Genomic DNA, 7,081 nt, shown 5'->3' on the forward strand with positions numbered 1-7,081 from the left:
TATCCCATGGCACAAAAGAGGATTCTTCCTGCATCAAAGTTGGGCGCCTTTTGAATCTGAAGCAGCTGCTTTTTCTTCTTTGATCTTTTCTTGTATCCGTTTTGTTTCCATTACAATAATTCCAGATAATCCAATAAGAGCAATTAAGTTCGGAATAGCCATTAAACCGTTTAAAATATCTGCCAATGACCAGATTAAATCTAAGGATGTTGTTGCACCAACAAAGATAAATAGTACGAATACAGTACGGTAGCCCCACACCGCTTTTGGGTTCTTAAATAAGTATTGGAAGCATTTTTCTCCGTAGTAACCCCAACCAAGAATTGTGGAAGAAGCGAAAAATAGTAGCCCAAAGGTAATTAAGTATGGACCTATATCACCAACTAAAACACCAAAGGCTTCTGATGTTAAAACGCCTGCTGCAATACTTTTATCCTCCCACAAACCAGACATCACAATTGTAATTCCCGTAATTGAACAGATTATTAATGTATCGAAGAATACCTGGGTCATTGATACTAATGCCTGCCTTCCAGGTATATCCGTTTTGGCAGCAGCAGCAGCGATTGGGGCAGATCCCATCCCCGCTTCATTAGAGAATAAACCGCGCGCTACCCCGTAACGGATAACGGCACCAACAGTTCCACCAAGAGCAGCTTCACCAGAAAATGCATGCGTAAAAATAGTAGCAATTGCATCAGGTACTATTGTAATGTTAGTGATCATTACATAAATTCCAGCTAAAATATAAAACAACGCCATAATAGGTACAAAATAAGCTGTTACCCGACCAATCCATTTAATTCCACCTAAAATAACAAGACCTGCAAAAAGAACAAGAGCAATACCTGTTACCCATGCTGGAATTGAGAAAGTACTATTCATTAAATCGCTAACAGCCTTTGCCTGTGTTCCATTACCAATTCCGAAAGCTGCCATCGCTCCAAATAAGGCGAATAAAACAGCTAACCACTTTTGTTTTAGTCCATGCTCTAAGTAATACATAGGACCACCCGCCATGTTTCCTTGCGGGTCTTTTACCCGATATTTAACAGCTAAGATTGCTTCACCATACTTCGTTGCCATCCCAAACAAGCCAGCTAAAAACATCCAAAAGACAGCACCTGGACCACCAAGAACAATGGCAGTTGCCACCCCAACAATATTACCAGTACCAATCGTAGCTGCAGAAGCTGTCGTTAATGCTTGGAAGTGAGAAATATCCCCTTCTGACTTCTTATCTTGTTTAGTTGAAAAGGTTAGTTTCATCGCATAACCGAATAAGCGAAGTTGTAAAAACCCTAAACGAAAAGTTAAATAAATACCAGTACCTACTAATAGAACAATTAATGGTACACCCCAAACAAAATCACTAATAGAACCTAACAGTTTTTCTAATTGTTCCATATCTCTCCCCTCCTGTGTCTTGAATTTTGAATTTTCAGTAAATTATACATATATCCCTCCTTGCTGTTTAAAATGTACTAGGACACCCCCCTCAAACTTTGTCCCGTAATTATAATAAATACAAAAAGTTGGATAGTGTCAAGATGTTTTTAATGGAAATTCTAAATTTTTTGTAATTACTTTTTTCGAATTTCTATCATCCTATTTCTCTGATTTAGTCCCTCTATATCCAAACATATGTATTAAAGTTATAAATAATTCACTCAACAATAATAAAAAATGGTAGGCCTAAGTATGGATAAATGCCACAAATCCGCCCACCAATTTCCTGTTAACACTTAAAGTCATCCTTGTGAAAACCATACTGTTGTATTAGTAGATTTCATCCGTTTATTTTTCTACGTTTTGGATATTAGACCTTAAATTTTAATTTTCTCAATCACTGTTTCTCGATCCAAATCCCATAAGATAATTTCATCTTTATTATAATAAGCACAAGAACGCGAACCGTCCTTTGGAATTGTTGTACTTCCAGGATTAAGTACAATCACACCATCTTTTTCTTCTAATACTTTTATATGAGTATGACCTGAAACGACTACATGGCATCCAAGTTCTTTCGCCTGTTGAATCCGCTCTTCTTCCGTTTCTTCATATCCATGAACTAAGTAAAATTTATAGCCATCAAATTCAACAACTCTTGATTTTGTCGATAGATCCCTTTCTATTACCATTTCATCCACATCCGCATCACAATTACCTCGTACATAAACGATATCGTTTCGCTGACTTAGTAATTCAGCTAATTTTTTCGGATTATAGGACTTTGGTAAATCATTCCGTGGACCGTGGTAAAGAACATCACCGATATGACAAATTTGCTTTGCATCTTTTAATAAATCTAACGCTTCTACCGTATCTTCATACCCTCCATGGGTATCACTTATAAAACCTAACTTCATTTTCAACACTCCTTTTGGTACACGGGGACGGGTCCCTCGTTTCATTCCCCCTGTTTCACCTGTTGATTTGGTACAAGGAACCCGTCCCTCTGTTTCCCCCTGTTTCATTCCTCTGTTTCATTATAATACAAATTATTTTGAAACAAGGTCATGGCTAAGCCATTTTGATGTTGGTGTTTTTACCTGTAGCAATTCTTCGGGTTTTCCTTCAAAAATCACTTCCCCGCCTTGCTTACCTCCACCTGGACCTAGTTCGATGACCCAGTCGCTGGCAGCAATAAAGTCAAGATTATGTTCAATAATAATAACCGAATTTCCCCGCTCCACTAATTTTTGAAAGACATCAAGCAGTTTGTCATTATCCTTCGTATGTAACCCAAGGGAAGGCTCGTCGAGAATATAAATTTGACCTTCTTTTTGTAAATGGCTCGCAAGTTTTAACCGCTGCAATTCCCCACCACTTAAAGAACTCGTTGTTTGTCCTAATGTGAGGTAGCCTAACCCGACTTCCTTTAACATGTTTACTCGTTTAATAATTTTCGGGATTTGGAAATAATCTAAGGCCTCATCAATCGTCAAGTCTAAAATCTCAACGATATTTTTTCCTTGATATCGAAAACTGAGTGCTTTCTCTGAGTATCTCATCCCGTCACAAGCTTCACAAGTAACAGTAATCGGGTCAGCAAAGGCCACATCCGGTTGAAGAATTCCCTTCCCTTCACAAACTGGACATGCACCAATAGAGTTAAAACTAAATAATCCTGCTGGCTGACCCGTCTCTTTTGCAAAAATCGCACGAATATCGTCCATGATGCCCATATAGGTAGCAAGTGTAGACCGACTAGAAATACCAATACTACCTTGCTCAACAACAATTACTTCAGGATACTGCTCTTTAAACGCACCTAACATTAATGAACTTTTTCCAGAACCCGATACTCCACAAACGGCAACTAACACATTTTTTGGAATATCGACAGTGATATTTTTTAAATTATTATGTTTGGCATTTTTTACAGTAAAATAACGATTAATTTTTCTAGGTTTTTCGTTAATTTGTATTTGATGACTTAAACTCGTTGCCGCTTTTGAATGTTTTAATCCTGCTAAACTTCCTTGATAGACGATTTCTCCGCCACCTGTTCCAGCCCCTGGACCCATTTCAACAATTTCATCTGCTTCTTTTATAACCGAAAGATCGTGTTCAATGACAATTACCGTATTATGTTGAGCTTTTATCCGCTTCATCATTTCAATTAACATATCAACTTCTTCAGGATGGAGCCCTGCACTCGGTTCATCGAATATGTACGTCATATTGTTTAAGCTACTTCCTAAATGGCGAGCGATTTTTACCCGTTGTGCCTCACCACCGGATAACGTTTCCATTGTTCTTGAAAGACTTAAATACCCTAAACCTAAATCAATCAGTTGTTGAACTTGAGGGATGACTTGACCTGCAACGGATTTCCCCATTGGATCGTCTATCTTTTTCAGTTCCTCTAGCAAGTCTATTAACTCTAACTGATAGTATTCAGCGATATTTAGTCCATTGATTTTACATTCTAATACTTTCGGGTTTAATCCTGAACCTTGACATGTTGGACATAATGTACGAGTTGTTACCGCAAATACATCTTCTTCTGTTACTCCTCGTAATTTTGTAATATCACGGTTAATATAAAGACGGCGAAATCTTGGCAGCAGTCCATCCCATACATGGGGTTGTGGTCCGTTTTTTGTATGGAAAGGCATATAAACCGTTTCACCATCTTTTGGGCCATATAAAAACAGTTGGAGTTTCTCTTCGGAATAATCTTTAATCGGTATATCTGGATCAAATAATCCACCGGTTATCATCCAACGTCCTTGCCAACCAGACGGAGATAACGGTTTGAATCTAACGGCATATTCACGAAGGGATTTTTCAAAATCTACTAATTTATTAACGTCTGGTGTAATCACTTCTCCATAACCGGTACACTCCGGACATCGTCCAAACGTACTTTGACTCGAAAAATCGTTCGCCGTACCAATTGAAGGTTTACCAATTCGGGAAAACAATACTCGAATAAGTGGATTGATATCCATATACGTTCCGACTGTTGATCGGGAATTCCCCATCACTTGCCTTTGTTCAACAACTACAACTGGACTCAAATTTTGCATAAGATCAGCCTGAGGTCTTTCATAACGAGGCATTTGATAACGAACATAGTGCGGGTAATTTAACGTCATTTGTCTTCGGCTTTCTTGAGCAATCGTGTCAAAAACAACCGAACTTTTCCCCGACCCTGACACCCCTGTAAAAACGATGATTTTTCCTTTTGGGATATTTAAATCAATGTTTTTTAAATTATTCTCTTTCAAGCCCCGTAAAATCATTTCATCCTTTGTTTCCGACACTATATCACCTACTATATTTTTCTGGCTAATTTTATTAGCAAAGTGTATTAAGTGCTTAAAATCTGCAAAATCCTATTTCCGTGAATAGTTTAATCTCAAGGGCAATGTCAAATAAAATTCAACAGTTGCACCACCCATTTCATTATTATACGCCCAAATCTTACCATCAAAATTTCCCACAATCTTTTTTGCAATATATAAACCTAAGCCGAAATGATTTTTATTTTGCTCATTTTGATAAAATGCCTGAAATAAAGCAGAGGGATCTTTTTCCCTAAATCCACTGCCCGTATCCATTAATTTAAAATGGAGTTGACATTTTTCTCCAGTCATTTCCTCTCTAACCTTTAATTCTATTTTCCCATCTTTTGTAAATCTTAGACTATTATATAAAAGATTGTCTATTACTCTTAATATCATTGCTTCGTCAATATAATAATAAGATTGACTTAAATTGACATCAAAAATAATTTTTACGTTCTTATAATAGACCATCGTTCTTATTTCTTGCTTTTTCTCGTTAAGCATTTTCTTTAAATCAACTTTTCTAATATTCATTAAAAAGTCTGGTTTTTCCACCTTATACAGCAAAGATAAATTTTCAGTAAGCATGCTCATACGATTGCAATTTCTTCGGATAATATCTAGATGAGGTGTAATGTCTATATTACGATTTTTCTTGAGATCATTAATTAAATCCATTTGTCCTTGAATTACAGTTATAGGAGTTCTTATATCATGAGCAATTGAAGACACCATTATTTTTCGTTCATCCTCACTCTTTGATAAACTATTTATCATTTCTTTAAGAGCACAGATCATCGCATTAAAAGAATCCTGTATTCTTATAAATTCTAGTCTTTTAAGTCCATGAACCTTAAAATCGAAATCACCATTTGAGATTTTATCTGCCGCATAAAGCAATACGTTAATATTATTAAACAACGATTTGTAAAGTCTAGAAGTAAATAGTATTAAATATAAAACAAAAAAGATTAAAGGGGAGATTAGTAGTACAATATAAACGAATCCAACACCAGGGGTATCCGCATTATTATTAATAAAGCTGAATGGTGCTTTTAATACGTATACGGCTTCTATTTTGTTATCATCTTTAATCGGTATAAACCGATAGATATAGCTTCCCATTACTTGTTCGTGATTTATAACGTCCCCTATATTGATACTCTGCTCTAAAGTTCCTTGATCACCATATAGATGATTACCGTTTAAATCCAATACTTCCCCTTGTATCTTTTCACTATAAAAGTCCAAATCAATTAATCGCCCACTTAAGATGTCATTTGAGTTTTCTTTGATATTTTCTTCAATCATGTCTAAATATTTCACAAAATAGTCAGTTGATTTTATCAACCCATTATCTGTAAAAATAAATAAAAAGAAGAATAAACATAAGTAAGCAATAAAGGAAGATAAGACCGTTGCAAAGAAAACTTTAACAACTAATAAATAAAAATCCCTTTTTATTGTTTTATCTTTTTTCATATGTGACATCCCACTTGTAACCTAAACCATATAATGTTTTTATGTAGGTAGTTTCTTGATCGAGTGCCTTAATTTTCTTACGAATGTTTTTAACACATTCTGTAACTGTCTCTAACTGACTATCTGAATCATATCCCCAGACACGTTCAAAAATTCTTTCCTTTGAGAATACAACATTTTTATTCAACATTAGTAATTTAATAATTTCATATTCTTTCTTTGTGAGTTGGATTCTTACGCCTTTACAAAAAACTTCGTTCGCTAAAATATCTATTGTGATATTTTTCGAACTAAGCAGATGTCGATCATTTGAGCGAATTCGCTCTTCTCTTCGAATATGAGACTCTATTCTGGCCTTTAATTCCTTCAAACTAAAAGGTTTTGTTATGTAGTCGTCACCACCTATTGATAATGCTTCAATCTTATCTTCCTCCAATGTTTTAGCACTCACAAATAGAATTGGACAATCTACTCTATCACGAATCAAGCCACATAATTCCATACCGTCCATCCCTTCCATCATAATATCTAGTATTATTAAATCGAAAGGACGATTGATGACCTGTAATGCCTCCGTTCCGTTATGTACAATATCAACTTTGAAATCGTAAAGTTCTAGATATTGTTTTATCGTAAGACAAATATCTTCATTATCATCAACGACTAATATTTCCTTATTATCCATATTTACTTCTCCCTCCTTTAAAACTATGGAGTTTTTATATTCTATAAACTTCATATTTCACTCAATAATTAAAATCACTAGCATTGCATAAATATAGTTGGAATATTCCGTAAAC

5 protein-coding genes are annotated in these 7,081 nt (G+C 35.5%); all 5 read right to left on the reverse strand.

From position 1 onward, the window contains the following. Positions 1 to 33 precede the first annotated feature (33 nt). A complete protein-coding gene (locus GW534_RS08135; RefSeq protein ID WP_161920548.1) occupies positions 34 to 1,407 on the reverse strand; it encodes an alanine/glycine:cation symporter family protein in 1,374 nt (457 codons plus the stop codon). A gap of 419 nt (positions 1,408 to 1,826) precedes the next feature. Then, on the reverse strand, positions 1,827 to 2,369 hold the full coding sequence (yfcE, locus tag GW534_RS08140) for a phosphodiesterase (RefSeq protein WP_161920549.1): 543 nt from the start codon (positions 2,367 to 2,369) through the stop codon (positions 1,827 to 1,829). A gap of 132 nt (positions 2,370 to 2,501) precedes the next feature. After that, positions 2,502 to 4,775, reverse strand: a complete 2,274-nt coding sequence (locus tag GW534_RS08145) for an ATP-binding cassette domain-containing protein (protein WP_161920550.1) — start codon at positions 4,773 to 4,775, stop codon at positions 2,502 to 2,504. A 72-nt stretch (positions 4,776 to 4,847) separates the two neighbouring features. Beyond that, positions 4,848 to 6,281: a sensor histidine kinase gene (locus GW534_RS08150; protein WP_161920551.1), complete on the reverse strand. Its 1,434-nt coding sequence runs from the start codon at positions 6,279 to 6,281 to the stop codon at positions 4,848 to 4,850. Further along, positions 6,268 to 6,966: a response regulator transcription factor gene (locus GW534_RS08155; protein WP_161920552.1), complete on the reverse strand. Its 699-nt coding sequence runs from the start codon at positions 6,964 to 6,966 to the stop codon at positions 6,268 to 6,270. The genes GW534_RS08150 and GW534_RS08155 overlap by 14 nt, the downstream gene beginning before the upstream one ends. Positions 6,967 to 7,081 lie beyond the last annotated feature (115 nt).

This window comes from Pallidibacillus pasinlerensis (assembly GCF_009996845.1).
In the GTDB taxonomy this organism is placed as follows: Bacteria; Bacillota; Bacilli; order Bacillales; family Caldibacillaceae; genus Pallidibacillus; species Pallidibacillus pasinlerensis.

Excerpts from the sequence above, each read along its gene's own strand:
- GW534_RS08135 (WP_161920548.1), bottom strand. The coding sequence starts at position 1,407 with ATGGAACAATTAGAAAAACTGTTAGGTTCTATTAGTGATTTTGTTTGG.
- yfcE (WP_161920549.1), bottom strand. The coding sequence starts at position 2,369 with ATGAAGTTAGGTTTTATAAGTGATACCCATGGAGGGTATGAAGATACG.
- GW534_RS08150 (WP_161920551.1), bottom strand. The coding sequence starts at position 6,281 with ATGAAAAAAGATAAAACAATAAAAAGGGATTTTTATTTATTAGTTGTT.
- GW534_RS08155 (WP_161920552.1), bottom strand. The coding sequence starts at position 6,966 with ATGGATAATAAGGAAATATTAGTCGTTGATGATAATGAAGATATTTGT.